Origin of the sequence: Hoylesella marshii DSM 16973 = JCM 13450 (assembly GCF_000146675.1) — a bacterium.
Lineage (GTDB): Bacteria > Bacteroidota > Bacteroidia > Bacteroidales > Bacteroidaceae > Prevotella > Prevotella marshii.
The window spans coordinates 1332628-1357865 of sequence record NZ_GL397214.1 but is presented as its reverse complement, the minus strand read 5'-3'; the positions used below and the strand labels follow the sequence as shown (position 1 = coordinate 1357865).

Here is a 25238-nt window from a genome sequence, read left to right as displayed (position 1 = left end):
TATCCATGGAAAGCCTCTTCCTCACCCTCTTAGGAGAACTCATCAAGTGGGACACTTTCGTACTGCTGCACATCAACCAAGTCCATTCCACATTCTGGGACGAGTTCATGTATATCTATAGTGCCAAGTTCGTGTGGGTACCCCTCTACATGAGCTTTTTCTATGTGCTCGTGCGCACCTTCTCATGGCGTGTAGCGCTCGGTTGCCTGCTCACAGCCATAGCTATCATTGCCTTGTCAGACCAAATCTGCTCTACACTCATCCGCCCCTATGTAGGGCGCTTACGCCCCAGTAACCTCGACAACCCCATATCACACATGGTGCACGTGGTAAACGATTACCGTGGCGGAGAATATGGCTTCCCCTCTGCACACGCCGCCAACGGATGGGGATTCACGTGTTTTGTGGCCTACATTTACCGTCGCCACTGGCTCACATTCTTCACTGTGCTTTGGTCACTGCTGATGTGTTGGACGCGCGTATACCTCGGCGTACACTATCCGGGCGACTTGCTCGTAGGTGCACTGTTAGGGTTTGTATGTGCTACAGTGGTTTACAAAGTCTTCCTGTTACTCACAAAACACCAACACCCCGACGACGTGCGGCATGTCTATCTCCCCGTTATCGTGGGGCTGCTCACCATCTTCTGTATCTTTGTCTACAGCCTCTGCGACTACATGCAGTGGATATAAACTAAAATATTCGTACTATGCTGAATGAGAAACGGAGCAGTATGCTCCACGGAATCCTGTTGATAGCCCTCTTCTCGCTGGCCGCATTCTACCTCGGTGATATGACGTGGGCTACACAACTCTCCATCAGTCCGATGATTATCGGCATCCTCTTGGGCATGCTCTATGCCAACAGCCTGCGCAATAACCTACCCGAAACGTGGGTGCCCGGTATCACGTTCTGTGCGAAACGTATTCTGCGCATCGGCATTATCCTGTATGGATTCCGACTGACGCTACAAGACGTCACAGCCGTAGGCATGCCGGCCATCGTGGCCGATGCCATCATCGTATGCACAACCGTGCTTGGCGGTATCGGCCTCGGCCGACTGCTCCGGCTCGACCGTAGCATCGCCCTGCTAACGTCGGTAGGCAGCGCCATCTGCGGAGCGGCAGCCGTGTTGGGCACAGAGGGGGCTATTCATGCCAAGCCCTATAAGACAGCCGTCGCCGTATCGACAGTGGTTATCTTCGGAACGCTGTCTATGTTTCTTTACCCTGTACTCTATCACAACGGCTTCTTCGCACTGACACCCGAAGAGATGGGCATCATGACGGGGTCTACGGTGCACGAGGTGGCACACGTAGTAGGAGCGGGCAACGTGATGGGTAAGACCGTGTCCGACCCGGCCATCATTGTGAAGATGATCAGAGTGATGATGCTTGTGCCCGTATTGCTAATTGTCAGTTGGTTTGTTGCTCACAATCCGCAAGGCAGTGAGGCAGAGCAGACCCAGCGCAAAGGCATCTCCATACCTTGGTTTGCCATCTTATTCTTAGTTGTTATTACTTTCAACTCTTTCAACTTCCTACCCGATACCCTCGTTTCGGGCATCAATACCCTCGACACATTCCTACTCACCATGGCCATGACGGCATTGGGAGCAGAAACAAGTATCGATAAATTCAAGAAAGCAGGCGCAAAACCATTCCTCTTGGCGGCATTGCTGTATGGCTGGCTCATAGGCGGCGGCTATTGCATTGTCAAATATTTGCTCCCCGTTATGACGTAAGTACGGCGATTCGATGCCGCTTCGTTTCCATTCTCTGCGCCACCGATTTATGATTCTTTTCTTGCTTATCTGCCATAAAATATGTACTTTTGCCGATGAAAACTAAACAAATCAATATGGCATATCATTTATTAGAAGGTAAGCGTGGCATCATTTTCGGTGCACTAAACAACTTGTCCATAGCATGGAAAGTAGCTGAACGCTGTGTCGAAGAGGGTGCGAAGATTGCATTGAGTAACACCGAGATGGCCTTGCGTATGGGCGAACTCGACGAACTTGCCAAGAAGATAGACGCACCGGTCATCGCTGCAGATGCTACGAACTACGAGGATTTGGAAAACGTATTCACTCAGGCGCAGGAACAGCTTGGGGGAAAGATAGATTTCGTGCTCCACTCCATCGGTATGAGTCCCAACGTGCGCAAGCGTCGCACCTACGACGACCTTGACTACAATTGGCTGAACAAGACGCTGGATATATCAGCTATATCGTTTCATAAGATGTTGCAGGCAGCCAAGAAGATCGATGCTATCGCTGAATATGGATCAGTGGTAGCCCTCACTTATATCGCTTCCCATCGCACGTTCTTCGGTTATAATGACATGGCTGACGCGAAAAGTCTGCTCGAGAGTATAGCCCGTAGCTTCGGATATATATACGGACGCGAGAAGCATGTGCGTATCAATACCATCTCACAGTCACCTACAGAGACCACAGCCGGCAAGGGTATCAAGGACATTGATAACATGATGGACTTTGCCGATAAGATGTCGCCGCTCGGTAATGCCACTGCTGGCGAATGCGCTGACTATTGTGTGACACTCTTTAGCGACCTTACCCGTAAGGTAACTATGCAGACACTCTTCCACGACGGTGGTTTCTCGAATATGGGTATGAGCTTGCGTGCCATGAATCAGTACAGCAAAGACCTCGCCCCTTACGAAGACGAGAACGGCAAAATTATCTACGGATAATTTTCGAACAGACATTCTATCTGCCCATTTCACCCGCAACAGTATGTTGCAGTGGCGATTGGGCACAATTAAGAGAAAGAGACTTCCATCTTGCATGGAGGTCTCTTTCTCTTAATCTATAGTACTGTCCCGATGGGGTTCAGAGATTGTGTGCGTTAAGCATCTTCTTCGGGTCGAGCATGCTGTCGAGTTGCTCCTTGGTGAGCAGGCCTTTCTCAAGCACAATGTCGTAGACCGACTTACCCGTTTCCAGCGATTCTTTAGCCACTTTCGTACTGTTCTTATAGCCGATGTAGGGGTTCAGTGCCGTCACGATACCGATACTGTTTTTCACCGTGTTCATATTGTGGGCAGCATTGACAGTAATGCCTTCTATGCACTTCTCCCTTAGTGTATTCATCACCTTACGAAGCCACTCGATACTCTCGAAGAGACATTCGGTAATAATCGGCTCCATCACGTTGAGCTGAAGCTGTCCGGCCTCGGCTGCCATATTGATGGTGGTATCGTTGCCTATCACCTTGAAGCACACCTGATTGGTTACTTCGGGGATAACAGGGTTCACTTTGCCTGGCATGATAGAAGACCCAGGAGCCATGGGGGGCAGATTGATTTCATGCAGACCGCAACGGGGACCGGAAGCCATCAGGCGCAGGTCGTTACATATCTTAGACAGTTTCACGGCAAGACGCTTCAGTGCACCCGAATAGCTCACATAGTCGCCGGTATCGGGAGTAGCTTCCACGAGGTCTTTGGCCAATACGAGAGGTTCGCCGGTAAGGGCACTCAGGCGTTCCGTACACTTTTTGGCATAACCCGGAACGGCATTCAGCCCCGTACCGATAGCAGTTCCGCCCATATTGATTTCACGAAGCATGCCTACATTGTACTCTAAGTTAGCCAACTCTTCTTCGAGGTTGTTAGCAAATGCAGCGAACTCCTGACCCGATGTCATGGGCACGGCATCCTGCAACTGTGTGCGTCCCATCTTGATATTGTCCTTGAATTCTTCGGCTTTCTTGCGGAAAGCTTTCACCAAGTCGGTAAGACTTGCCACCAATCCTTTGTTCATGCGTACCACGGCCAAGCGGATGGCTGTGGGGTAGGCATCGTTAGTAGACTGTGCGCAGTTCACATGGTCGTTGGGCGAGCAGTACTGATATTCGCCCCGCTTATGCCCCATAATTTCCAATGCACGGTTAGCTATTACCTCGTTGGCATTCATGTTTACCGAGGTGCCTGCGCCACCCTGTACCATGTCTACGGGGAAGTCTTCGTGCCACTTGCCGTCTATAATCTCTTTGCAAGCCTGTGCGATGGCATTGGTTATCTCGTCGTTGATGAGTCCAACCTCGTGGTTAGCTTCTACGGCAGCAAGTTTTACATAGGCCATGGCTATCACATAATCGGGGTAGTCGCTCATCTTCGCGTTGGAAATTTGGTAGTTGTTGATACCCCTCTGCGTCTGCACGCCATAATAAGCATTGACGGGAACGTTGAGTTCACCCAATAGGTCGGCCTCAACTCTGAATTTCTTGTCTTCCATTTTCTATATTGTATTAAATGATGATGGTCAGTGTATTTCCTTTGAATATTGCACATGCCAGCCCCTCTATGGCATCATATTGTAAGTGTGCTGGGATGTCAGTATCGGTTTTTAGCTATTAGACATGACAAATATATATAAAATATAGGCTCGTTGACCCCATTCTGTTCAATTATTAAGTATAATTAACCATGAAGAGCTGCGCTATCTGTCGTTTTGTAAAGTTACAGTCATTATGCGAGTTGGAGATATATGACCTTGTACAAACGGCATCTGTGCATAGAACAAACGCCACCTGTACATAGGACAAACGCCATCTGTACATGGAAAGGTCGGCAACCTTTTCCACGGCAAATCGTACCCCTTGATAATTGAAAGGCAAGCGCTGCAAGCGCGAAACATGTCAGCCCAAGGTAACGCTTTGGGGTAAGAGGGGTATAACAAAGTAGAGCGCTGTCAGTGCGATAGAATACAGGCAGGGGTGAGGCAACGAACTCCACGCCCTGCCTAAGGTCTTTCGCCCCGTCGGAACTTACAGTCCAGATAACCTTATCCCAAACTCGCGTATGACAGGAACGCATCCTATGCACACACAGAAGGCGAGAAAATAGAAGAGGATGTGTCAATGCAGCCACATCCTCTATCTTCTGTTGCCCCTTGAGGGGTTATAAACGCCACTCGTTTATCGGCATATCTTCCATGTTCGTTTGCCTTGCTTCACGATAAAGGTGCCATGGGCGGGCAGCATGGTTGAGGGATTAAAATCGCCGGTAGGCGCGGTGAGCAACTGACGCCCCTGCACATCGTAAACCCGGATGGGTGTTGAAAGGGGCACATCCATGTCGGCAGAGGTGATGCCGGTGGTAAACCATTTGTCGTCGAGCTCCTGAGATACGTTTGTGATGCGCCTGTTGCTGATAGTAACCATCGCACTGTTGTAGTTGTTTGCGTTGCCGTTCCAATGTCGTACCAATCGCCATTCGGTATCTTCGCTATCGCGTGAACCCATGAATACGCGCCACACTCCGTCGTCGATATCCGCAGGCAACGGGTGCACGGTATAGAGTGAGGAAACGGAGTATCTGTCGTAGTTGGCCACGGGCGATGTGATGTCTGTAGAGCAGAGCACCACTTGCCGGTTCCCCTTTTGCATAATTACAGCTACGCGCCCTGTAAAAGGTGCACCGCCACGGTTGATAATGTCGCTTCCATTGAGCGAGATATTCTTGCCTGCACGGCTCACGGTAAAGGGGTGGTCCATACAAAGGTGGGATTCATGCTCCATCACCTTTTGGGGACTGATGCCGATAACCATGTCTTGATAAGCCGAATATGATTGGCTTCCGGGGTTGAGGAGGGCGATATTGAAGTAGCCATCGTCGTTGCCATCCCATCCCCAGTTCACCCATACGCGCCCCTGCGCATCGTATCCGCAGAGCACAAAGGCATGGCCTCCTGCATTTTTGTCTGTTCCCGTGTAGTAGATAGGACGATGTGCATTGAGTTCTCCATAGACCATACGCATCCATTCGTTGGCGGAATAGAAGTCGCGCGAACAGAGGTTGGCACCACTGTCGTAGCCGAAATACTTGATGAAGGCCTCGCGAGCCTCACGGCTGAAAGCGCCGCTGAACGTCATAGAATATTGCATGCTTACGGCTACGCCGCAGTGATACATGATGGTACTTACGGCATGGGCTTGCTGCTGAGTATATCCGTTCTTATAAGAGGGAATCATATTTTCCCAATCATAGGTGGCAGCACTGAAGTCTACGCTGATGTTATAACCCGTACCGCCTTCGCCTTGAGGGGTGAATCCATAGGTATTGGTGCCGGTACCGTGGATGGGATACCTGTAATAGCGCATGATTTGCGCCATGGATGTGGCCACGCATCCCGTAAGATAATGCTCGCCCGAGGCGTTAGTGGGGCAGAGGTCATTGTAGGGCTTTGTTTGTCCCCAATGGGTTTCAACGAATGGCTCTACGGCTGCTGCGTAGCCATAACTTGCGGGAAGTGTGGCTGTAGTTGCCTGCCTGTAGGCCATCGCCTGCTTCACTGCCTGCATATACCATGATAGTGGCGCACTCACACCTCGGAAAGCATGGGGTGAGCAGGCCAATACTGCCGGCCATGTATCGTCGTAGGAAACGAGTGCATAACCCGCTTCTGACGACCCGAACACGGCCAATTGGCTGTCGTCATACAGCTTTTCTATGCCGGCAGAGGGTATTTCTCCCATGCCTTTTGCGAGAGAAGCATTACCGGAGAGGGCGGAGAGTGCCTGGCACGCAGCCTGACTCATCTCCTTATCTGTCCGTATTGCCGCCTTTGCTGTTAGGGCAAAGAGGCATATCATTGCTATCAGAATCTTCTTCATATTGGCTAATCAAGGAAATAAAATTTCTCATCGTTCCATCCCCACCAGCCATAGTTGGGTCCATACCATGCGAAGTTCAGGTAGAAAGCATCGTCATGGCTGTTGTAACCTCCGGCAAGTGCACTGACCTTTGCTATGTCGGCATCGCTGTAAAGTCGGCTGGCATCGCCTTTCCAATTGCCTACCACACGCAATGCCACTATATCTCCCTTATTGCTGCGTGCTGCATATACGTCTTGCGGATAGACATAGATAGAGCCGTCGGCACGTTTGTAAAGGTCGATAGGTTGAAATGCTTTGCCGTTGGCATCGGTAAGCGGAATGGTGAAACGGTAGTTTCCATTGCCGGCTTCCAGCATTTCGAGGTTGTTCCAAGTCTTTCCGAACCATGCCGAAACGTAGTCTACATGATGCACCTTATAATGCTTAAGGATATAGGTCGTAGAAGTGATGCCGTAGTTAGAGGCATCGGTGGGTGCCACACTTATCTTCACCGTATCGGTCGTTGCCTCTTGGCTTTGGAAAGGAAGGGTGACGGTCTTGCGTCCTTCTCCCTTTGCAAAGCTGATGGCTTCAGGAACGGTAACAATGCTGCTGCCGGTTGTGAGATGTACGGTACCGGCCTCGCTGCTGTCGGGACGCTGCACGGTAACGGTAAATGTGAGCGGGTCGCCGGGTCGGAAACCTAATGTTGTCACGGCATTCCCCACAATGAAAGCATTGCCTTCACCGGAGAGGGAAGCTCCTCTATAGGTATAATCGTCTACACAAGCACATAGCAACAAGGTTGCAAGCATCAATATGCCTGTTGTTTTTCTCTTTATAGAATTCATCATTTGTCATCTTTATAGGGTTGGTTCATCAATGTCCCGTCCACGGAGTATAGAGACCGGAGGGGTCGGGATTGTTATGGTCTGTGAGGATGGGGTTAGACATCACTTCTTGGTCTACGATAACGAAGTTCATCCATGCCGGCCGTCCATCGGTATTGAGGCGTTCGGTAGGCTCGAAGTTGGTACCTGTATAACCGCGCGTAACGGAATAGTTAAGTCGCTTTATGTCAAAGAAGGTCTGTCCTTCGCCCCATAGTTCGATACGCTTCTGAAACACAATCTCCTCTACCAAGGCATCTGTTGTAGTAGCGCTACAGGTGTATGATGGGTCACGATACTGTTTCATGAAGTTCTCAATGAGCTGTTTCCCACGGGAAATATCCTGATGAGCAGCTGCTTCTGCCTCTATGAAGTACATCTCTTCGACACGCATAATGGGATAAGCCGAGGATTCGCCAACCTTGAAAGCCTCATCGTTGCCCTGATTGGGACGGAACTTTACCGATGCGTAGGTGGGTAGGCTCTGTTTGTAGGCCGGTTTGAGGAAAGGTACTTGGTCGTATAATGCCGAACTTTCCGGCGCTTTCCATTCCAACTTACGGAAATCGGTGTTGGAAATGCGGTCATATACACTCTTTCCAATCAGCTGAAAGGCACCCTTCCGAGCATATCCGTAGCGGGTCTCGTTACACATCCACGATGTCCAGTTGAGCCACTCGTCTACAAGAGCTTCGTCTTGGTCGGTGTACTGAACACCCCACATCCACTTGTCTATCTGATTGAAGCCGGTAGCGACATTCAGACAGTCGTCTTTCGACATGGGATGCAGACCGGCAGCATTGATAGCCAGACGGGCATGGCGTTCGGCTTCGGGATAGTCTTCCAGCCACATAGCCAACCGTGCACGTAGGCCTTCTACACAAGCCATATCGGGGAACGTCTTGTTGCGTGTGCTGACCAGCAAGGGCAGATATTTGGCTGCTTCATCGAGATCTGCAGCAATGAACTTTGCCATCTCCTCACGTGTGGCACGCGGATTCTCACGTGCGTCCTCCTCTTTCATACCGGCCTTCACGATAGGAACCGTGAGATGGGTCACATCAACGCCGGCCTCATTTCGTCCGTTTGTCACTTTATTGGGCAAAAACTCATACATGCGTGCCATATCAAGATATATCATGGCACGATTAGCATAAGCTACGCCGAGGTATCCTTTCTGCACATCGGTCGCTGCATCGGGGTTCACGGCACCGATCACATTATTAGTGGCCTGTACATATTGGTAATGCCATTCCCATACGTATTGCGTACACATCCAAGGTGCTCCTATATCGGTGCACTCAGACCACCACCAAAACCAGTCCCAATCACGGTTGGAAAGAGTGGCCAGGTCTTCAGTCATCACATCGCGGATGTGCATAATTCCGCCAAGTCCCCAAGAATAAGACTTGTCCCAATTATATACGGATTTGGCCTTGGTGGGGATAGCACTCACGAGGAACTCCGTGGCGTCGGGCGATTTTGCCAATTGGTCGGTCGTTGCCACGTCGGTAGGGAACACTTCCTTCATACATCCGCTCAACAGTGGTGCAGCAAGGAACAATAGTCCTACGGAATATCTTATATTCAGTCTTTTCATATGATTATCGTTAAAGGTCAGAATGTGATGGAAATACCGCCTGAAATAGTACGGAGCGGTGAATATTGTGTGCTGGAGTTACCGCCATTGGTACTCTGTCTGGGGTCGAATCCTTGGCGTTTAGACCATAGCCAGATATTCTCACCAGACATATAAACACGCACATTTTGTAGCCCAAAGCGGGTGATGAGACGTGCAGGCAGCGTGTATCCCAGTGTGATATTCTGTAGGTTGAGATAGCTTGCCGATGTGAGGAAACGGTCGGAGAAGCGTGCCATATTCACGTCATTATATTGAATACGCGGGATATTGGAACCCTTGTTTGCAGGACTCCATGCCTTCTCAAGGTCGGCATGAAACTGCATACCTCGCGCAAAGGACATACCGTCAGCATATCCGCTGTCGTAAGCCTTGCCACCGAGTTGGTAGACAAAATCCATAGAGAAGTCGAAGCCATAGGCAGAAAGGCTTGTGCCGAAACCACCGTAGGCATCGGGCAATGCCGTTCCACAGTTGTAGTAACTCGCTTCACCGGTATTTTTGGTCGTAGTTGTGCCTTCTATGATGTCGTGACCGGCAGCATCTTTCATGCGATTGCCATGTCCGTCATATTTATATATATTCTTATAATAAAGGGCTTCACCCGTTTCATGGTCTACACCTGCATAACGGAACATGCGCCACGAATAGATGGGCAGTCCCTCACCATAGAAGTAATCGCCGTTGTTATAGCCTTCTACGCCGTCGAGTACGGAGCGTTTTACTGCGGGAGACAGGTGTGTTATCTTATTCTTGTAAGTCGTGATGTTGCCTCTCATTGTCCATGTGATATCCTTAGTACGGATGATGTCGCCGTGCAGTTCCAGCTCAACACCGCTGTTACGCATATCACCCACATTAGCCCAATAGCCTTTGAAACCGAAAGAACCGGGCAGTGTGAACCACGAAAGCATATCGGAGGTTTTACGATAGAAGTACTCTATATCGCCACCTAAACGCTCATGGAAAAGCGAAAATTCCACGCCCACATTGAAGTTTCCACCCTTTTCCCATGTGATATTGGCATTGCCAAGTGACGCAGGTGTAAGCGAAACATTGCCGTTGGAGTTTTCTATATTATAATAGGTAATATAGCGGAAATTACCAATGTTGTCGTTGCCCTGCTCGCCGTAAGAGAGTTTCAACTTGAGTTGGTCTACCCATGGAGCCACCAACCAATTCTCCTTGTTTATCATCCATGCACCGCCAAACGACCAGAAATTACCCCAACGATGGGCAGGGTCGAAACGCGAAGAGGCATCGCGGCGGAACGACAATGAGCCAAAATAGCGATTGTCATAGTTATATTGTGCCCGCCCGAAGTAACCTTCTGTATTGTATTCGTTCATATAAGAATAGGCGTTACCTACTTGTATGGCACCGTTCAGCTCGGTTGTTTGATACGAGAATGTCTTCAATTTGTCGCCATTCAGGTTATAGTAGCGATAGCGGAAGTACTCATGACCGAGCATGACCTCTACATCGTGTTTGCCAAAACCGCGATGCCAATTCAACAGCTGCTGCAACGTATAGGTAAGCGTGCGGTCATGTTTTTTATACACATGCCCTTTCTGCGAGGCATTTTGCCCATACCACGGATTATAGGTGGTAGTACCGCGATAGTCTCCCCAGAATACGGTGTTGTTGAGTGACAGACGGAAATCCTTGAGGAATCGGATTTCAGCATTGCCCGCTCCGTTGAAAGTGTTGCCGTTAGCACCATTGTTGTCCAATTGATTATCCGACAGCGGATTGGAACGATTCATATAAGCCCTGACATTAGGCAGGGTTGCTCCATCACCATAGTCGTAGAGCGGCAGTCCCGTCCGCTGGTCGTAGAGTATATTTCCCTGTGCATCGCGGAAGTAGAGCGGATAGATGGGTGCCACCTTTGTCAATGCGAACACATTGGAAGGTGATGCCGAGTTACCATCGTCGCGTAGTGAGTTGGCCTTATAATTGGCATAACTGACATTACCAAAGAGCTTCAGCCATGGCTTTACTTGGGCATCGCCCTTGAAACGGGCGGATATGCGTCGATAGTCAGACCCCAAGGAGATACCGTTCATCTTCAGATACGAGGTAGACATATAAAAGGTTGTCGTAGGCGTACCGTAGTTTGTGGTCAGCGAATATTCCTCTCTGAGACTATTACGGAAGGTGGCATCTGTCCAATCGTCGGGGTACAGCATGTAGGTCTTTCCGTCTTTACCGGTCACCGTATTACCCAATGTAGCACGAGGATTGAGCTTTCCGTTACGGCCGATGAGCAATTCGTGCTGCGGTACGGTGTAAATATTATACCCCAAACCATAGGCATCGTTACCCGTCAGTTTCTCATTGGCGAATACAAGAGCATTGTCGGCACTGTAGCCAAGTTTATCCATGGCATAGTTGTAAAGTCCCTTGTACCACATTTCATAATAGGCGGCAGGATGGTCGATGTAATTATAGTCGGGCAACTGACGGGAGTTCTGCCCCCACTTGGCATCGAAAGAGATGGAGGAATGGTCGCGTTTACCGCTCTTGGTAGTGATAAGTATCACACCATTGGCACCGCGTGCACCATAGAGCGCTGCCGAAGCGGCATCCTTGAGCACCGTCTCGCTTTCTATGTCCAAGGGGTTAATCATGTTGAGATTACCGTCGTAGGGAGAACCGTCAACAATGATGAGAGGTCCGTTACCGGCATTAATGGAACTGATACCTCTCACACGGATAGTGGGAGAACCGATACCCGGCTGCCCCGATGCCTGCACCATCTGCACGCCGGCAGCTTTACCTTTCATAGCATCCAACGGATTGGTGGCCTGAACCTTGCCAATCTCTTTACTGTCTACTACGGCAGCCGAGCCTGTAAAAGCTGACTTCTTACTCGTTCCGTAAGCTACTACAATCACCTCGTCGAGGCCTTTGGCTACAGATTTCAACATGATTTTCAGATTCTCTTTAGCCTGAAGGTCTTGTGATTCCATACCCACATAGCTCACGCGAATCTGAGTTTTACCGGCAGGCATTACGAGACGAAACCGGCCGTTGATGTCGGTAATGGTACCCGTACCCGTACCGATTACCTGCACCGTGGCACCAATAATGGGCTCACCATGCTCGTCTTCCACGATACCGGTGGCCACCCGTTCATGCGGTTGCGTGGCCTCAATAGGCGATGCCATGGGCGGTAGGGTCAATCCCCACGCCGGCATCATGCTTGCAGAGGCCGGAGCCAACAATGCAATACATAATAGAAGTTCCTTTTGTTTAGGATTCATGATTTAAGTTTTTACTAATAATTTATGTCGCTAATAACCAATGTATTCGTTTTTATTGATGCATGTGTGTAGAGACCTTGATAGGCCTATTCATGGTAAAAGTCGCCCGACTTCCCATAGAATCGCGACAAAAGTACTGCATTTGTTTTATATTAACGAATCTTTTTCCTAAAATTTTACAGAATAAAAATACATTCTACGTGTAAAAGGATGGGGTGGAATCGTCAAAACTTTCTGATTGGTGATTTTTCAGTGGTTTGCATTTATCACTTTTCGCCCCGTTTTTGTGAGAGTTTCTCAGTATTTGATGCTCAAAAGTTCTGGATTGAAAGTTTTCAAGGTCGTAAAGTAACAACTGAGAAGTCGGCATTCATCCCCCATACAGATGCTGTTTCTTCGTGAAACAGATGGCGCTTGTCCTATGTACGGGTGGCGTTTGTATGTGGATGGGTCGGCAACCTTTCTCGTAACAAATCATATCCTTTAATGATTGAAGGCAAGTGTTGTAGGCGCGCAATATGTCAGCCTAAGGCAACGGCTTGGTAAAAAGGGGAATAAAGCAGAGCGTTGGAGGTGTAATAGAATACAGGCAGGGGTAAGCCCGTTGCTTCACCCCTGCCTGTGGTCAGTCTCCCTGTTAGGATTGATACTTCAAATACTCTTATCTCAAGTTCTCATATAGAGACTTCTGCAAATTGATTTATCAGGAAACGTAATTTTGAGATAAGAGCATCTCGATGAAACAGCCCTTTGAAAACCATCTTCAATGCTTGCCATTAAGAGTGTTTATTCTGTATCTTTGTTAGGGCAAGACGGGAAAAGGTGATGGGGGATGTTTAGAACATGTGGCGTGCTTTCATCTCTAAGTATTTGTTGATGACATCTACGCTTAGGTTTTCGGGTGTGGTAAGGAGACTTTGTATGCCATAGCGTTGAAGTATGCTGACGATGAGTCGTTGCTCATATCTGAATTTATCGGCTATCACGTGCCGATAGTAGTCTTCCGTATTGACGGGATGGGATAGTGCATACGCTTTCAGTTCTGCATCTTCAAAGAATACAACGAGCAGGCGATGGCGGCGGTTAAGCCGTATGAGATAGGACAATTGCCGGTTGAGGCTGGTCGTGCCTGTGAAGTTGGTGTAGAGCACGAGCAAGCTGCGCTTGGTGACTTGCTTGTCGACCTGAATGCAAAGGGCGGAGAAATCGGATTCCCCGAAGGTGGTCTGTTGGGCATAAAGGGCTTCGAGGAGCATCTGCATCTGGTGCGGCCGTCGGGAGGCCGGCACCATATTGTCGAACCGTTCGTTGAAGGTGATGAGTCCGGCGCGGTCTTCTTTGTTGATGGCCACAAAGGAGAGCACCAGCGATGCGTTGATGGCGTAGTCGAAAAGGGTGATGCCGCGGAATGCTTGCTGCATGACACGACCTTTGTCTATGATGTTGTAGATGCGTTGTGAGCGTTCATCTTGATAGACGTTTACCATGAGTTGGTGTCGTCGTGCCGAGGCTTTCCAATTGATGGTGCGGTAATCGTCGCCTTTCACGTATTCCTTGATATGTTCGAACTCGGTGTTGTTGCCTACCCGTCGTATGCGCTTAATACCCATCTCGGTCAGATTGTTGCTGATAGCCAACAGTTCATATTGCCGCAACATCATGTAGGAGGGATATACTTTTACGTCTTTTGGCTCTCCGCAGGTAATGCGTCGTTGCACCCATCCCAGAGGAGTGGAGACGAAGACGCGGATGAGTCCGAATCCGTAGACCCCCCGTTGGGTGGGACGTAGGGTGTAGTTCACGTTCTTTCCCTCGTTGGGTTGGAGCGAGAGCATAAAGCGGATGTCCCGCCGTTGGAAGATGTGGGGTATCTCGTCGGTCACTTCTAATCGTGCGGTAAAGGGATAGCTGCTCTCCACCCGCAGGTTCACGGGGTTTTCGTCGCCATTGGAAAAGCGGTCGGAGCATTGCCGCCAGGCCTCGATACCTCGTCGGGCATAGAGCAGAATGGTATCGGCCGCCGTGCCGATGATAAGCAGGCACAGCATGATACGCCCTAAGTTGAACAACGGGGCATAGGCGTAGCCGGAGAAGACGGTGAGTACAACGGCGGTTGCAGCCAGATAGAAACGACGGGTAAGATACATTGCAGGCGGATGCTATTGAGGAACTTCCACTTTGTCTATCAGTCGTTGCGTTACTTTCAGCGGTGTGTAGCCCTCCATCTCTGCCTCTGCGGTGAGGATGAGACGGTGTTGCAGTATGGGCGGCGTAACGATTTTGATGTCTTCGGGTGTGATAAAGTCTCGTCCTTGTAGCAAAGCAAAGGCTTTGGAAGCTCGCAGCATAGCCACCGAAGCACGGGGCGATGCACCTAAATACACAGCTTTGCTTGTGCGGGTCTGCTGTACGATGGCGGCGATATACTGCAAGAGCGTGGGTTCAACAAAGACTTTATCTACCAGCCGGCGCATATCGAGCAGTTCATCGCGGGCAATCACGGGTTGCAGGTTGACGGGTTTTGCGATGCGGGCATCAGCATGGTGACGTTCGAGAATGGTTATTTCTTCCTCAAGGGAGGGGTATCCCATGGTGAGTTTCATGAGAAAACGGTCGAGTTGCGCCTCGGGCAGCTTGTAAGTACCCTCCTGTTCTACGGGGTTTTGTGTGGCAATGATGGTATAGAGGTCGCCCATCTTGTGGGTGTTGCCATCGATGGTAGCCTGTCGCTCTTCCATTACTTCAAAGAGAGCGGCCTGAGTTTTGGCCGGCGCACGGTTGATTTCGTCTACAAGCACTATGTCGGCGAAGATAGGCCCCTTGTGAAAGTCGAAGTGAGAGGTCTGCATGTTGAAGACCGTAGTGCCGAGAACGTCGCTCGGCATGAGGTCGGGGGTGAACTGAATGCGGCTGAATCGGGCGTCGATGAGTTGCGAGACAAGACGTGCGAGCAGTGTCTTTGCCACCCCGGGCACACCCTCTATCAGTATATGTCCGTCGGCAAGTATGGCTGTGAGGAGCAGGTCTACGGCCTCGTTTTGTCCCACAATGACATCGGCGATGGCGGCTTTTATATCCTTTACTTTCTGCGCAAACTGTGATAGGTCTGTGCGAGTTTCTACGTTTTCTTCCATAATTCTCTATAGCTTGTTAATGATTTCGTTCATTTGGTCAATGTATTCTTTCATTTCTTTGAGGGCTATTTCGTGGTCGAAATGGGCGATGAAGCGCAACTGTCGTATCTCTTCGTGCAATGTTTCGGCATCTTTTCCTGTTTGTGCCGATAGTATGCGCATGTTGCGGGCATCGGCATCGGTGTCATTGATGTCAATACCCAACTGTTTACGAATCTCCTCAGAGAAGTAGATATATTTCTTTCTTACTAAGTCTGTGTGCATATCCTGCCTGTGATAGAGCGTGCCGATGAGTTTGATAAAATCGAGGCTGCGGTTTTTCGGCGGGGATATGACGGGTATGATGCGTTGCTTTCTCCGTGCCGTAAACACCATGAAGACAATGATAAGGAGCAGGGAAAGGCAGATGCCCCACTGCAACGGCGGTTGTGAGAGAAAGTAGGTAAGGGGAGAGGTCTGCATCGCTGCCTCTTCCTCCGTTTGCCGTTCCACGCGGACAACAGGCAAAGCACCGAACTGCGACATCAGTCTGTGCACGTAATACGTGGACGAGGGTTCAAGAATGGAGTAGTTGGTAAACAGCAACGGCGTGGGAATCAGTATGATATTGCCCTTCCCCCACTTCATGGATGCTGCCATGATGTACGAACAGGGGGTGTCTTCCTCGTCGTTCCCCGTTTGCATTCCGAGTACCTCTGTCGGTATAGTGTCCAGCGAAACACAAGACCCCGACAGGGCAGAGTTGATGTAGTATTGCGCCCGGGTATAGCGTTTGTCGTCGCCCATCCATTGAATGGTGTCGGAATTTTCCCGTTCGATGACGTTGTCTTTCAGCCGTTGGAAGTCGAATTGCTCGTAACCTACGCTGAGGTTCAATGTGTCTGTTATCTTTCCAAGTTCATATCCCGATACCGCCAGCATCACTTTGTCTCCCCGTTCGGCCATTCTGAGAATAGATAGGGCTTCTGTTCGGGTGAGACTGCCATTTTGTGAAACCATCAAGTAGCCTTGTCGGCGATGGCTGTATTGATGTTCTAATTGATAGAACGTCTTTTGTGTCACCGTATAACCTTGCTTCATGGTGCTTGCCATGATAGTGTCGAACACGTAGGCACCGAACGGCTGTTTGTCGGTATGACTGAAAGTAGGTTGCCATACGAACTTCTTGCCCAGTGAAAGCTGTACCATGAACATGACGGCGAGGAACGCCACGATGACGAGGATAAAGATTCTGCTCCCTTTCATGCCGTCTCTCCTTTCATGATAGCTGCCCACAGCGTCTGCATTTCCTCGCATACGGCCTCGTCGGCAGCAAAGTTTCCGTATCTCACACGTATGAAGAGCGCTGTGAGTCGTGAGAAATCGTCCCGTTTTATCTCATAAGTGTACTGCGTAGGGGTCTTGAATGGCTGCCAGACGATGCGCCCTGCATCGCTCAGGCCTTTCAGTGTATGCAAATAAATCAGACGGGCGGCCTCATTGTAATCGCCCCGTTCCAAGGCCGCAGCGATGGATTGTGGGAAATCGATGCCATAGATGGTGTCTTCGGTCACGTCGTATGCCTGTTCGTTGCGCTTGTTGCGACCGAATAGTCCCGGCCGTTTCACATAGATAAACAGTGCCACCAACGCAAGGAGAACCAAGCCGAGGAGTGTCCAGAAGAGGACTCCGTACTGATGAGTAAACTCGTTGTTGAAGAGCGTATCTATGATGTCTCCTATTTCTTTCAAAATCCAATCTGCAATTCCCGTGTCTGTGGGCACGAGCTCGCGACTGTAATCGAAGTCCGAATCTGTGCGAAAGGCATGGATTCGGGCAGTGTCAACGACGAGCGTATCTACGATGGAGGCATCCATAGGTCAGTGGTTCAGAGCTTGTCGAAGTCTTTGATGTCTTCGGGTATGGGCATCGGGTCGTCTTGGTGGTCGTCGCCCAAGGTCTCAAACTTGTCGATGTCGGCATCTACACTTCTGTTTTCTGCTGTTTCTATGACATCTCCATAAAGGTAGAACGTGCCTACCATAAGGATGGCGATGGAGAGATAAAGGCCGTAAGTCTGCACGATGGCCAGCAGATAGGTAAAGAAACTGAATACGGGCGAGTTGATAAATGACCCGTCATCTGCATGACTGATATTGAAAAACATCTTTACAATGGCAGCAATATACCAAGGCATGGTAGTGATACCCTGAAGAATGGAGGTAACCATGTTGAGCACAAAGACGAAGACAAGAATGCTGCCCCAGCGTTTCATACCTAATTTCATGGCTTTCTTAAGAGCCTCGAACACCCCGATAGGTTCAAAAAGATAGATAGGAGTCCACAATACGAGCGGCACGAAAAGCAGCACAAAAGCAATCATAAGCAACACCACAATCCCTATCAGCAACGGACTGATATATACCAACAGTATCGAGATGCCCACCCATAGGATTGTAGCAACTCCTCCTATCACAAGGCCTGCCAGCATCAGCCGCAGCATTCGCCGCAGATTCTGCATGAAAAAAGGTCTCAAATCAGCCCAAGTGATGCCTTGCAACCTGTTTTCACGCTCTAAATACAGTTGTTTCATGCCGAACAAAACGGAAAATAGCAGCAGTGTGCCGATAACAGTTATCAGCGCGTAACCGATGTAATAAACCATTAATCCGATGTAGTTGTTCAGCAATCCGGTTATCTCGTTGTCTGTGGATGCACTGTTTGCGCCCATCGTGAAAGCACGGGAGAAGACGTTGTCCAACGTCAATCCCTGCACAAGGCATACGGGAAGAATGAAATAGGTGAAGTATTTCAGCAGTATACGGTAGTTTTCTCTGATGAAACGCAGTGTGGCTTCAAATTTCTGTCCGAAGTCTCTCTTCACGTAAAGCTGCACTTTTGGTTTGTTCGTTTGCATGTAGATAACGTTTTTTTGGTAAATAAATATAGTAGAAAAGTACGAATGCCAATGAGCAGAGGATGATGCTCAACCTTATGGCATCGTGTATCTCGGTATGTCGGGTGATGATGCTTTCTATGAAGCCGGCCACGATAAACACCGGTACCACACCCACAATGATGTGCAGACCCTGACGTGCACCTCGGCGGAAGGATTCTCCCCGCGAGTAAGTACCTGGGAAAAGCCAACCCCATCCCAAAGCAAATCCGGCACTGCCACTGATGACAATGGCCGAAAGTTCCAGCGTTCCATGTAGGAAAATAGCGAGAGCCGACTCGCCCAACAGTTCGTGTTGATAGAAGAAAGTCTCGAAAGCACCCACCATGATGCCGTTGTAAAGCAAAAAGAAGCCCGTGCCGAAACACGTAAGGAGGCCGAAAGCGAATATCTGAAACGAAACCATTACATTATGAATGGTAATGCCAAAGAACATCATGTCTTCCGGTGTGCCGTCGTAAACGGCCATAGGATGTCCCTGCCGGATGTTTTCCAGTGTCATGTCCACATAGTTATCGCCCAAGATAATGCGAGGAAATTCTGCATCGCCCATTGTAGAAATCACGCCGATAGCAATACCTGCAAGAAACACAAGCAAAGAAATTAACATATATTTCCTTGCTTCATACATGGTAAGCGGCACTTCGTGCGTCCAAAACGTAATGAGACGCGACCACTTTTCACGCTTGTTCTTGTAAATGGAGCCATGCAGTGCGTAGGCCATGTTGTTGAGATAGAGCGTAATGCGTGAGGAAGGGTAGTGTGTTTGGGCAAAAGCGAGGTCGGCGGTAAGCTCCGTATATAGGTCGGCAAGTGTGTCGGGAGACTGCGTGTCCACAGTTTCTAACGTTAGCTCCATGCTCTTCCACTTGTCTATGTTGTGCCTTATAAACGTTACTTCTTTCATTCCGGTGCCCGCAGGCGATAAAAAGATTTGCTTGAAATCAGTCGCAAAAATAGAAAAAATGGCCTATATTTGCAAGCAAATTGTAAAATATCTCTTGAACGAATGGCAGACAACAGCATCATCACGGGGCAGTTTGTACGTATAGAACAAACGCCGGCAAGCCTCGGAGAACGGGCTATCGCCTACTTCATAGACATGGTTGTTGTTGTGCTCTACGGCGTTTCTCTGCTTACTTTGTTTAGCTTCCTCCCGTCGAACCTGCCCGATAGCACATGGTTGCTTGTCTTTTTGCTCGTGCTTCCTGCCCTTGGTTACCCTTTTCTCTGCGAAACATTCAACGAGGGGCAGACCCCGGGCAAGCGCATCATGAAGATACGGGTAGTCAAAGTCGATGGTTCCACCCCCAGTGTGGGCAGCTATCTGTTGCGTTGGCTGTTGCGTCCGATTGATGGCCCTGTGTTTTCATACGCAGGAGCACTGGTGATTCTTCTTACCGAAAGGCACCAGCGATTGGGAGATTTGGCTGCCGGTACGATGGTTGTAAAGCTCAACAGTTACAAAAAAATAGCCATTAGTCTTGACGAATACGATTATCTTTCGCACAACTATACACCCCGTTACCGTCAGGCCGAAAACCTTTCTTTGGAACAGGCCAATATTATTTCGCGTACATTGGCCTCCAACGAGCACGACAAAGACCGTCGCATCGCCCTTTTATATGATAAGGTGAGAGAGACGTTGGGCATCGACGACAACACAGAGGACAAGGCCTCTTTTCTTGAAACACTGTTGCGCGACTATCAATATTTCGCCATGGAAATGGTTTGAGCAAAGCTTTGTCACATCCGTTGTGTACCGCTGTTTCCGTAACCGCTTTCCTCCCTCTTTCTCAAAGCTATGCTTCCACTTTGTCAGAGCTATGCTTTTACCGGCTCAAAGCTATCCTTTTACACGCTCAGAGTATAGCTCTCTCCATTAACAGGGTATCTTCCTGTTATTCAGTGGCTTACAGATAGGGAAACCGCAGTTCTCCTTCAGCCTTTTAGGGAGTGTGTTTCTCGCCTCTCATCGTTGTGGGGCGGACGGCTTTTCTTTTATTTTCCATCCCTTTCCCGCCCTGCTGCTTTTCTGACGAAAGAAAGCAAAAAAGGTGCAAGCCGTATAACTTGCACCTTTGAAAGCGGAAAGGGAGGGATTCGAACCCCCGGTACCTCTCGGTACGGTAGTTTTCAAGACTACTGTAATCGACCACTCTACCACCTTTCCTTGCTGACGGCAGAGGACGTCGGAACGTCCATCGAAAGCGGTTGCAAAGGTACACTGTTTTTTTGATACCTACAAATAATTTATCTGTTTTTTAAGCATTGGCGTTTCATAATTTTGTTTTTTACGCTAAGTTAGCGTACTTTTGCAGCATGATTTATCCGGATAATTTTGAAGCAAAGATAGGCTTTGATGAAATAAGAAAACTGTTGCGCGAGCGCTGCCTTTCGCCGTTGGGGCGCGAAAGGGTAGACCGCATGGCGTTTTCTGCCAATGCCGATACCATCAACGAATGGTTGAAACAAGTGAAAGAGTTTCGACTTGTGCAGCAAGAAGCCGGTGATTTCCCTCTTCACGGTTTCTTTGATGTGCGCGAATCGCTTGTACGCATCCGCTTGGAAGGTACTTATCTGGAAGAAAACGAGGTGTTTGATTTGCGTCGCTCGCTGGATGCTATCCGACAAATCGTACAGTATCTCAACCGCACCGATGGGGTAGAACCCGGAGACACTACGCCTGTTTATCCTTATCCGGCACTGCACCGTATGACAGAAGGTGTGGTGACATTCCCCCTTATCATACAGCGCATTGACGGGATGCTCGATAAATATGGGAAGATACGCGATGATGCGTCGCCCGAACTCATGGCTGTGCGCCGTGAATTGACTAAGGCTGAGGGCAGTGTAGCACGAACTTTGACCGGCATTCTGCGGTTGGCACAGAGCGAAGGATTGGTCGAGAAAAACGTGACCCCTACGCTGCGAGACGGTAGGCTGGTGATTCCCGTGGCGCCCGCCATGAAGAAGCGCATCAAGGGAATTGTGCACGATGAGTCAGCCTCGGGACATACCGTCTTTATAGAACCGGCTGAAGTGGTGGAAGCCAACAACCGCATACGGGAATTAGAAGCAGAAGAACGGCGAGAAATCATACGTATTCTCAAAGCGTTTACTGCCCTTGTGCGTCCCCATACTGAAGAAATGTTGACCTCGTATCGGCTTTTGGCACGTATAGACCTTGTACAGGCGAAGGTACGTTGGGCAGAGGCGACAGGCGCATGGGAACCCCAAGTGCAGGCACGGCCTTACATAGATTGGACGGGAGCCATACATCCGTTGTTGCAACAGTCGCTTCACAAGCAGGGAAAGGCAGTAGTACCACTCGATATAGCCTTAACCGAGGCGCAGCGCATTCTCATCATTTCCGGGCCTAATGCAGGCGGAAAGTCGGTCTGTCTCAAAACGGTGGCACTCTTGCAGTATATGTTGCAGTGCGGACTATCTATTTCCGTGGGCGACCGTTCTTCGGCGGGCGTATTTGAAAGTCTTATGATAGACATCGGCGACGAGCAGAGCATAGAGAACGACCTCAGCACGTATTCGAGTCATTTGCTTCATATGAAAACCATGATGCGGCAGGCCGATGCTCATACCCTGTTGCTTATCGACGAGTTCGGCACAGGTACGGAACCGCAGATAGGCGGTGCCATTGCCGAAGCCGTGCTCCGTCAGTTCTGTAAAAAGCATGCTTTCGGTGTCATTACCACCCATTATCAGAATCTAAAACATTTTGCCGATGCTCACGAAGGTGTGGTAAACGCCGCCATGCTCTATGACAGAAAGGAGATGAAAGCTCTCTTTCAGTTACAGATAGGTCGCCCCGGCAGTAGCTTTGCCATAGAGATAGCCCGCAAAACAGGTATTCCCGAAGAAGTGATAGCAGAGGCTTCGGAGTTGGTGGGGTCTGATTACATTCAGAGCGACAAGTACTTGCAAGACATTGTGCGCGACAAGCGATACTGGGAAAACAAGCGACAGAACATACATCGGCACGAGAAGCAGATGGAGAAAGTTATCGAACGCTATGAATACAATGTAGCCGAGATAGAGAAAAGTCGCAGGGAGATTCTGCAAAAAGCCAAGGAACAGGCCGAAGAACTGTTGCAGGAGAGTAATCGGAAGATAGAAAATGCCATTCGTGCCATTCGTGAAGCTCAAGCCGAAAAAGAGGAGACGCGGCGTATCAGAGAGGGGTTGCAGGCGTTTCGCGATGAGGTGCAGACCTTTGACAGCATGGCTAACGACGAAAAAATAGCTCGTAAGATGGAGCAGATTCGACAACGGAAGGAGCGTCGTGAGCAACGGAAGAGAGAGAAAACGATGCAAGGCGATTCGGAAAGGATTGTCTCTCGGGGAACAGAAAAGGTGGAAAATAAAACAGAACTCCTCTGTGTAGGCGATGCGGTACGTATGAAAGGAACGTCTACACAGGGTACGGTGGAGGCTTTGGAGGGAAGCTCGGCGACTGTTATCTTTGGCGGTATGCGCACACGGATGAAAGCCGACAGGCTGGAAAAACTTTCTGCTCCGTTAGCAGAGGTACAACCGTCTGTGCGTACTGAGGGGCGAATGACTCGTCGGACGATAGATGATAGGACGAAAAACTTTAAACAAGACCTTGATGTAAGGGGTATGCGTGGTGATGAAGCCCTACATGCCGTGATGCATTTTATAGATGATGCCATCCTCGTGGGTGTGCCCCGTGTACGTATTTTGCATGGAAAGGGCAACGGCATTCTTAGGCAACTCATCCGCCAATATCTCTCATCTGTACCCAATATCACGGCTTATAAAGACGAACACGTGCAGTTCGGCGGAGCGGGAATTACTGTGGCAGATATTGGATAACAGGTATTAAGAGAGAGTTATCTAAGTGTAGGTAAAGGGAATATTGGGTGTTGTTTAAAGAAATGAATGCAAGACGCTTATCGCATCATGAGGGAAAGAGTATATTTACAAAGAAAGAAATAAACCGGTACTTGTAAGTGCCGGTTTATTTCTTGAGTGAGCCTCTTGTCGGATTCGAACCAACGACCCCGAGATTACAAATCACGTGCTCTGGCCAACTGAGCTAAAGAGGCGGGGTGGGCAAGCTACTTACATCGCACCGCTACAACCTGTTACCTTTGCTACGTTCCCGTCCTGGAGGATTCACAGGGAGCTGGCCGTGTAAGACTTGCCCGTTTTTAGTGGTGCAAAGGTACGAATAATAGTCGATAAGCGAGTGGGGGAGGGGTAAAAACCGATTATTTTTAACTTATTTTTTGCTCTTGAAAAGTAAGATAAGGAGGTCTTGCAGGGATGAGAAAAACTTCATTATGAGAAAAATCGGACGACTTGTATGCCGATATATGCAGCCAGAAGACCGAGAAAAACACTGCTGCCGGCATAGAAAGCGGCGGATAGCACATTGCCTGTTCTGAGAAGAGATAACAATTCGATTGTAAATGTACTGAAAGTGGTAAAGCCTCCGCAAAAGCCCACTGTGAGGAAGAGTTTGAAATCGGTATTGGGAAGAATGTAGTGACCGGCCGCTTCAGTCAGTAGACCAATAAGAAAGCAGCCTAAGAGGTTTACTGCCCACGTGCCGAACGGGAAATCTATCCATGTGGTTGTTTGCAGTAGCTTGGATAGAAAGTAACGTGCCATACTCCCAAGGGCACCACCCAGTGCGATAAAAAATGCTGTTCGTATCATCTATGGAAAAGCAACAAGGGACTGTCTTTGTGATAAAGAGGGTGAGACGTGTCTGCCTTTTTCATCCTTTCTCAATAGTGCAAACTGCGGATTGGAGAAAAGAAGACGGAAAATATTGCTACTATGTATCAGATTTTCCGTTGCTGTGGGAAAGCGTTGCAGTAGTGATGGTCAATCGAATAGCGAGTCGATCTCCTTGATTTCGTCTGCGTCGAACCATTGATTGAGTTTTGCCTTGGCTTTTTCTTTTACTTCCTCTGACACTTCGCCCCAAACTTTCTTCAGTACATATATTAAAACGGCAAGGTCGTCTCCAAGTCCCACAATAGGTATTGCGTCGGGCATGACATCGAGTGGACTGATGAGGTAGCCCAGTGCACCGATGATGATGGCTTTGTCTTTCAGAGGTACTTGTTTGCTATCGAGTGTATAGTAGAGAATCAGTGCTGCGTAGATGAGTTTTGCGCCGGCTCGTTTGGCTATGGTGGAGATTTTCTCTACAAATCCGTTCTGTGTGAACTTATTGCTATAAGACATGAAATCGGGTAATTCCATATTTTCTATTTTTAGATGATATATTGGTTGCAAAGATACGAAAAAGATTGAAATGCCATGCGGCAATGTACAGAAAAAGTACGTCTTGCTTATGGCTCGTATGCCAATACGGCAGCAATAAATCGTTCAATATCGGGTTGATAGAGTCGGCGCAGGCGATATGCATCCCTCCATTGCATACCGTACCAATATAAACATGCAAGGATGAGGCCTGCAGCAAGGGCAGCGAAGAATGCTTTCATAGAACTGCTGAAAGCCGACATAACAATGGTCGGCATGATAAGCAGTACTGCGGGAATGAGCAGTTTCTTACGTCGCTCTTCGCCGTCGGTAAGGATAGACTGCTTGGCAGTGATGTAATCTTCTATCGTCTCTTTATCCAAGTCGAAAGCCTCCGGTTGAGGGAATCCCTGCATTTCGCTGTAGCGTGCCATGCGGTCGGTAATGATGTATTCCAAATCTTCGTTCATAGGTGTATGAGGTT

19 protein-coding genes, 2 tRNA genes and 1 other RNA gene are annotated in these 25238 nt (G+C 49.1%); 5 read left to right on the top strand and 17 right to left on the bottom strand.

Going from position 1 to position 25238, the window contains the following annotated elements:
* Nucleotides 1–5 precede the first annotated feature (5 nt).
* From HMPREF0658_RS05665 to HMPREF0658_RS05655, 3 genes are all read left to right on the top strand, one after another.
* Nucleotides 6–692 (top strand): phosphatase PAP2 family protein, encoded by a 687-nt coding sequence (locus tag HMPREF0658_RS05665; protein WP_006949267.1) that lies wholly within the window; start codon nt 6–8, stop codon nt 690–692.
* Between the two features lie 17 nt (nt 693–709).
* Nucleotides 710–1744, top strand: a complete 1035-nt coding sequence (locus HMPREF0658_RS05660; RefSeq protein WP_006949266.1) for a YeiH family protein — start codon at nt 710–712, stop codon at nt 1742–1744.
* 116 nt (nt 1745–1860) lie between these two features.
* Nucleotides 1861–2718, top strand: coding sequence for an enoyl-ACP reductase FabI (locus HMPREF0658_RS05655; protein WP_024990845.1), 858 nt, complete (start codon nt 1861–1863; stop codon nt 2716–2718).
* Between the two features lie 139 nt (nt 2719–2857).
* On the opposite strand, the gene aspA is transcribed toward HMPREF0658_RS05655, so the two are convergent.
* The 11 genes from aspA to HMPREF0658_RS05600 form a co-directional block, all read right to left on the bottom strand.
* Entirely contained in the window at nt 2858–4264 is a 1407-nt protein-coding gene (gene aspA / locus HMPREF0658_RS05650) for an aspartate ammonia-lyase (RefSeq protein ID WP_006949264.1), read from the bottom strand.
* A 682-nt stretch (nt 4265–4946) separates the two neighbouring features.
* Complete coding sequence (locus HMPREF0658_RS05645; protein ID WP_006949262.1) at nt 4947–6644, bottom strand: C10 family peptidase; 1698 nt, start codon at nt 6642–6644, stop codon at nt 4947–4949.
* A gap of 5 nt (nt 6645–6649) precedes the next feature.
* Nucleotides 6650–7480, bottom strand: a complete 831-nt coding sequence (locus HMPREF0658_RS05640) for a hypothetical protein (protein WP_006949261.1) — start codon at nt 7478–7480, stop codon at nt 6650–6652.
* 25 nt (nt 7481–7505) lie between these two features.
* Nucleotides 7506–9116 (bottom strand): RagB/SusD family nutrient uptake outer membrane protein, encoded by a 1611-nt coding sequence (locus tag HMPREF0658_RS05635; protein WP_006949260.1) that lies wholly within the window; start codon nt 9114–9116, stop codon nt 7506–7508.
* Between the two features lie 17 nt (nt 9117–9133).
* Entirely contained in the window at nt 9134–12424 is a 3291-nt protein-coding gene (locus HMPREF0658_RS05630) for a SusC/RagA family TonB-linked outer membrane protein (protein WP_006949259.1), read from the bottom strand.
* 836 nt (nt 12425–13260) lie between these two features.
* The gene (locus HMPREF0658_RS05625; RefSeq protein WP_006949258.1) at nt 13261–14571 is read right to left on the bottom strand and encodes a DUF58 domain-containing protein; all 1311 of its coding nucleotides are present in this window, start codon (nt 14569–14571) and stop codon (nt 13261–13263) included.
* Nucleotides 14572–14583: 12 nt separating this feature from the next.
* A complete protein-coding gene (locus HMPREF0658_RS05620; protein ID WP_006949257.1) occupies nt 14584–15558 on the bottom strand; it encodes an AAA family ATPase in 975 nt (324 codons plus the stop codon).
* Nucleotides 15559–15564: 6 nt separating this feature from the next.
* Complete coding sequence (locus tag HMPREF0658_RS05615; protein WP_006949256.1) at nt 15565–16803, bottom strand: DUF4350 domain-containing protein; 1239 nt, start codon at nt 16801–16803, stop codon at nt 15565–15567.
* Nucleotides 16800–17414 carry a DUF4129 domain-containing protein gene (locus HMPREF0658_RS05610; protein WP_006949255.1) on the bottom strand — a complete coding sequence of 205 codons (615 nt, stop codon included), beginning with the start codon at nt 17412–17414 and terminating at the stop codon, nt 16800–16802. The genes HMPREF0658_RS05615 and HMPREF0658_RS05610 overlap by 4 nt, the downstream gene beginning before the upstream one ends.
* A gap of 11 nt (nt 17415–17425) precedes the next feature.
* Nucleotides 17426–18454: a hypothetical protein gene (locus HMPREF0658_RS05605; RefSeq protein WP_006949254.1), complete on the bottom strand. Its 1029-nt coding sequence runs from the start codon at nt 18452–18454 to the stop codon at nt 17426–17428.
* A complete protein-coding gene (locus tag HMPREF0658_RS05600) occupies nt 18393–19400 on the bottom strand; it encodes a stage II sporulation protein M (RefSeq protein WP_006949253.1) in 1008 nt (335 codons plus the stop codon). The genes HMPREF0658_RS05605 and HMPREF0658_RS05600 overlap by 62 nt, the downstream gene beginning before the upstream one ends.
* A 102-nt stretch (nt 19401–19502) precedes the next feature.
* Between HMPREF0658_RS05600 and HMPREF0658_RS05595 the strand changes: the two genes are divergently transcribed.
* Nucleotides 19503–20228, top strand: a complete 726-nt coding sequence (locus tag HMPREF0658_RS05595) for an RDD family protein (RefSeq protein WP_006949252.1) — start codon at nt 19503–19505, stop codon at nt 20226–20228.
* 353 nt (nt 20229–20581) lie between these two features.
* Here HMPREF0658_RS05595 and HMPREF0658_RS05590 read toward each other — a convergent pair.
* Nucleotides 20582–20666, bottom strand: a tRNA-Ser gene (locus HMPREF0658_RS05590).
* Between the two features lie 149 nt (nt 20667–20815).
* Here HMPREF0658_RS05590 and HMPREF0658_RS05585 point away from each other — a divergent pair.
* Nucleotides 20816–23350, top strand: a complete 2535-nt coding sequence (locus HMPREF0658_RS05585) for an endonuclease MutS2 (protein ID WP_006949251.1) — start codon at nt 20816–20818, stop codon at nt 23348–23350.
* 159 nt (nt 23351–23509) lie between these two features.
* Here HMPREF0658_RS05585 and HMPREF0658_RS05580 read toward each other — a convergent pair.
* The 5 genes from HMPREF0658_RS05580 to HMPREF0658_RS05565 form a co-directional block, all read right to left on the bottom strand.
* A tRNA-Thr gene (locus HMPREF0658_RS05580) sits at nt 23510–23583 on the bottom strand.
* An 8-nt stretch (nt 23584–23591) separates the two neighbouring features.
* An RNA gene (gene ffs, locus HMPREF0658_RS10990) (signal recognition particle sRNA small type) lies at nt 23592–23684 on the bottom strand.
* Between the two features lie 134 nt (nt 23685–23818).
* On the bottom strand, nt 23819–24199 hold the full coding sequence (crcB, locus tag HMPREF0658_RS05575; RefSeq protein WP_006949250.1) for a fluoride efflux transporter CrcB: 381 nt from the start codon (nt 24197–24199) through the stop codon (nt 23819–23821).
* A 171-nt stretch (nt 24200–24370) separates the two neighbouring features.
* Nucleotides 24371–24754: a YkvA family protein gene (locus HMPREF0658_RS05570; RefSeq protein WP_006949249.1), complete on the bottom strand. Its 384-nt coding sequence runs from the start codon at nt 24752–24754 to the stop codon at nt 24371–24373.
* Nucleotides 24755–24843: 89 nt separating this feature from the next.
* Nucleotides 24844–25224 (bottom strand): hypothetical protein, encoded by a 381-nt coding sequence (locus tag HMPREF0658_RS05565; protein ID WP_006949248.1) that lies wholly within the window; start codon nt 25222–25224, stop codon nt 24844–24846.
* Nucleotides 25225–25238 lie beyond the last annotated feature (14 nt).